This window comes from Heliomarina sp. (assembly GCF_052826185.1).
Genome location: NZ_JBRBUI010000039.1, coordinates 1 through 3914, shown reverse-complemented (window position 1 = coordinate 3914; position 3914 = coordinate 1). Strand labels below are relative to the sequence as shown.

The 3914-nt window shown below is 58.7% G+C and carries 4 protein-coding genes; all 4 read left to right on the top strand.

Features of this window, described 5'->3' with window-relative positions; all coding sequences use genetic code 11:
* Window positions 1–1066 (top strand): ABC transporter substrate-binding protein (locus tag ACU0FH_RS11755; RefSeq protein ID WP_446194797.1); only part of this gene is annotated, 1066 nt, incomplete at its 5' end.
* Window positions 1067–1160: 94 nt separating this feature from the next.
* Entirely contained in the window at window positions 1161–2411 is a 1251-nt protein-coding gene (locus tag ACU0FH_RS11750) for an ABC transporter substrate-binding protein (protein WP_276155046.1), read from the top strand.
* Window positions 2412–2490: 79 nt separating this feature from the next.
* Window positions 2491–3267 carry an enoyl-CoA hydratase/isomerase family protein gene (locus ACU0FH_RS11745; RefSeq protein ID WP_306154042.1) on the top strand — a complete coding sequence of 259 codons (777 nt, stop codon included), beginning with the start codon at window positions 2491–2493 and terminating at the stop codon, window positions 3265–3267.
* Between the two features lie 11 nt (window positions 3268–3278).
* The coding region (locus ACU0FH_RS11740; RefSeq protein ID WP_446194795.1) for an enoyl-CoA hydratase/isomerase family protein at window positions 3279–3914 on the top strand (636 nt) is incomplete at its 3' end.

Genomic DNA, 3914 nt, shown 5'->3' with positions numbered 1-3914 from the left:
CAACATGAAGGGCGGCATCGGTGGGGAACCGGTCGAAGTCATCGTGCGTGACCACGGGAACGAACCGCAGCGCGGAATCGAGTGCTACTCGAAACTCAGCCGCGAGGGCGTCTTTGTTTTCGATACCCTGTCCACTCCGGTGTCTCTGGCTATCCTGCCGCGGGCCATGGAAGACGGGCGTATCCTGATGCAGTCTCTTGTCGGGCGCGGCGATGCCGTTGATGGCACCGTCTTCGATTGGGTCTATCCGATCGGGCCGACCTATTGGGGACAGGCCGCCAACGATGTCGCCTACATCAAGCAATTGCATGACGGCGATCTGTCAGATGTGAAGGTCGGGTTTGTTTACTTCGATTATCCCTTCGGGCAGGAGCCGATCGAGATCCTGGAAACCCTGTCCGAGAAAGAGGGTTTCGAGCTTGAACTGTACCCCGTGCCACTGCCTGGCAGCGACCAGGCCGGCGTGTGGTCCAAGGTGCGCCGCGACAAGCCCGATCATGTGATCGTCTGGATGCTGGGCGGTGCCCATGTGGTTGCCTCGAAAGAGATGAAGCGCAATCGCATTCCGATGGACAAATACATCTCGGTCAACTGGCTGAACGAAGTCGATATCGCCAACATCGGTAAAGAGGCCGCCAAAGGTATCAAGCGCGGGACCAATGTCGTGGGCGGTCAGGATATTGCCCTGTATCAGGAAATCATGGCCGAGCTTTATGACAAGGGCGAGGGATCCGGCCCGATCGAGAAGACGCAGGACGTTTTCTACAACACCGGGCTGGCCATGTATTCGATCATGTTCGAAGCCGCGCGCAAGGCAGCGGAAGCCGAGGGGCTGCCGATCACTCCGACATCCTACAAGGCCGGACTGGAGTCGCTTGAGGGCTATGACGCGAACGGGCTGATGGCCCCCATTACGGTGACGGCCGAAGATCATGGCGGCGGGGGCAAGACCCGTATCGAAATGTGGGACGGAGAGACTTGGGTGCCGCAAACCGACTGGATCTCTGAATACGCCGACGTCGTGTGGGACGTGGTTAAAGAAAGTTCCTCAAAATACGGGCAGTGAAAGACTGACACAGGAAGGGTTCCGCCATGCGGGGCGGCAGTGGCCCATGAAACGGTATAACCGCCCTAAATCAAACCAACGGGAGAGAGAAACGATGAAGATCAAACAGCACATAAAGGCGGTGGCCCTGACTGCCGCGCTGGCAGCAAGCGCGACTGTGGCCGCAGCGCAGGACAAGGAGCCGATCCGCTTCGGACTCTGCTTCGACCTCAGTAAATCCTACACGTTCATTTCGCCGCAAGTGGCCCAGGCGGCACAGGACCTCGCGAGGTACACCAACGAGAACGGTGGGATCGAAGGGCATCCGGTGGAAATCATCGTGCGCGATCACGGCAACGAACCGCAGCGCGGCGTGGAATGCTACGAGCAGCTCAAGCGCGAAGGTGTGTTCCTATTCAATTTTCTGTCCACGCCGGTCACGAACGCGGTTCTGCCGCGTGCGATGAAGGACGGGAACGTGTTGATGCAGTCTTTCGTTGGCCGCGGTGACGCGGTGGACGGCGAAGTATTCGAATGGGTTTTCCCGGTCGGTCCGACGTACTGGCAGCAGGCGGCAAATGACGTTGCCTTCATCAAGGATCAGATGGACGGTGACTTGAGCAAAGCGAAGATCGGGTTCATCTATCTGGATTATCCCTTCGGTCAGGAACCGATCGAGATCCTGAAAACGCTTTCCGAGAAGGAAGGGTTCGAACTGGAGCTTTATCCCGTGCCGCTTCCGGGATCGGATCAAGCCGGCGCATGGAGCAAAATCCGCCGTGACAAGCCAGATTATGTGATCAGCTGGCTACTGGCGGGCGGACATGTGGTTGCCTCGAAAGAAATGCGTCGCAACCGTTTCCCGATTGACCGCTATCTTGCGGTGAACTGGCTGAACGAAGTCGATATCGCCAACATCGGAGTGGAAGAGGCGAAAGGCATCCTGCGCGGGACCAACGTGGCCGGTGGCCAGGAAGTTCCGATCGTCAAGACGATGCTGGACACCTATTATGCCAATGGCAAGGGCAGCGGACCCGAGAGCCTCGTGCGCGACGTGTACTACAATACGGGCATGGCGATCTACTCGGCCGGTTTCGAAGCTGCGCGTATTGCGATTACCGAAAACGGTTGGCCGATCACACCGGAAAACATGAAGAATGCCTATGAATCGATCGAGAACTTCGATGGAAACGGCATCATGGCCCCGGTTACAGTGACCGACAAAGACCACGGAGGTGGTGGCAAGACCCGGGTCGAACAGTGGAATGGCGAAACCTGGGTTCCGCTGACCGACTGGAGCGCCGACTATCTCGACGTTGTTTGGGATGTCATCAAGCACAACTCCGCGACGTTCAAAGTCGAATAAGACTGGGCTTCCCCGCGGCAGACACGTCGCGGGGAAGCTTTCCGCAGTTAGATTGTCCCGAGAAAGCGAAGCAGGTATCATGAGCCCCATTGACGTGAAGATCGAAGACGGAATTGCAACCGTCTGTATTGACCGGCCCGAACGCAAAAACGCACTTTCCGTGGCGGCTACGAACGGGCTGACCGATGCTTGGGAAAAGATCGAGGCGGATGACAGCGTTCGTGTGGCCATTCTGACTTCGGCCGATTGTGGCGTGTTCAGCGCCGGACTGGATCTGAAGGAAGCCACACAAATCGCACGCGACGAGGGCGTCGATATTCTGACCAAGATGCGCGACCCGTTTCACGAGACAATGCGCGCCTGCAAGAAACCGATCATCGCGGCGATGACGGGGTCGCTGATGGCGGGCGGAATGATGCTGACCTTGAATTGCGATCTGCGGGTCGGTCTCAAGGGGACCAAGGTCGGTATCACCGAAGTAAAGATCGGTCGTGGATCGCCCTGGGCATCGCCGGCACTGTCCATGCTACCGCAGCCCATCCTTATGGAAATCGTTCTGACCGGCGACTTGATGCCGATCGAGCGCCTGCACGAATACGGGTTCACCAACTATCTCGAGGACACGCCCGATGCCGTCCGCGCAAGGGCATTTGACCTTGCCAAGCGCATTGCCAGCGCGGCCCCGCTTTCGGTGATTGCGGCCAAAGGCGGCGTTCGCGCGACCATGGACCTGGGCTGTGCGGGTGGCCTGAAAGAGGGCAAGCGCCTTCACGAGGTGGTTTACGCCAGCAACGACGCGATTGAAGGCCCAAAGGCCTTTGCTGAAAAGCGCGCACCCGTCTGGACCGGAACCTGATGGAGGCTTGAATGACTGAGCTTATTCGCCTGGACAGGGATGGCCCTGTCGGAATCCTGCGGTTTCTTCAGCCGACAAAACGCAACCCTTACAGCATCGGGTTCGTCGATGAACTGGTGGCGCTCCTGCGCGAAGCCGAACGTGACGATGCGATCCGTGTCGTTGTTATGACCGGTGGCGATCATTTCAGCAGCGGCGGCGATCTTGTCGGGTTTCAGTCTGAGATCGCGAAAGGCGCAAAGGCGACATCGGAAATGGTGGAGCTGGTTCACGATGGCGGACGCGCGGCCTATCTGTTTCGCAAACCTCTGATTTCCGCGATATGCGGCGTGGCTTTTGGCGCGGGTTTAAGCCTGGCCTTGTCGGCGGACATTGTCGTTGCTGCCGAAGATGCCCGGCTGTGCGAAGTTTTTGCGCGCGTCGGCGGCTGTCCCGACACGGGATCTAGCTGGCTGCTTCAACAGCGTGCCGGTGCGGGGGTGGCGCGGATGCTGGTGCTCACGGGTCGTGAAATCGACGGGCGCACCGCTAGGGACCTGCGCGTTGTCGAAGAATGCGTGCCGGCCAACCAGGTCGAGGTACGGGCGTTGGAAATTGCCCGCGAGATTGCAACGCACCCGATGTTTGGCGTTCAGACCGCCAAGCGT